Here is a 372-nt window from a genome sequence, read left to right on the forward strand (position 1 = left end):
CTGGTATGACAGCTGCAGTATATACATCTCGTGCGAATTTAAGCACATTAATGCTTGAGCGTGGTATCCCAGGTGGCCAAATGGCAAACACAGAGGATGTAGAGTACTACCCAGGTTATGAGTCTATTTTAGGACCAGACTTATCAAATAAAATGTTCGAGCATGCGAAGAAATTTGGTGCTGAATATGCATACGGTGATGTGAAAGCAGTCATCGATGGTAAAGAATACAAAACAATTATTGCTGGTAAAAAAGAATATAAAGCACGTGCAAATATCGTTGCAAGCGGTGCAGAGTATAAAAAAATTGGTGTGCCAGGCGAAACAGAACTTGGCGGCCGTGGTGTATCATATTGTGCAGTATGTGATGGGG

1 protein-coding gene is annotated in these 372 nt (G+C 41.7%); it reads left to right on the forward strand.

All coding sequences use genetic code 11. The annotated features are described in order from the left end of the window. Positions 1-372 (forward strand): FAD-dependent oxidoreductase (locus ACSG5Z_RS29755; RefSeq protein ID WP_435712737.1); only part of this gene is annotated, 372 nt, incomplete at both ends.

Origin of the sequence: Bacillus pretiosus, assembly GCF_051294775.1 — a bacterium.
In the GTDB taxonomy this organism is placed as follows: Bacteria; Bacillota; Bacilli; order Bacillales; family Bacillaceae_G; genus Bacillus_A; species Bacillus_A wiedmannii.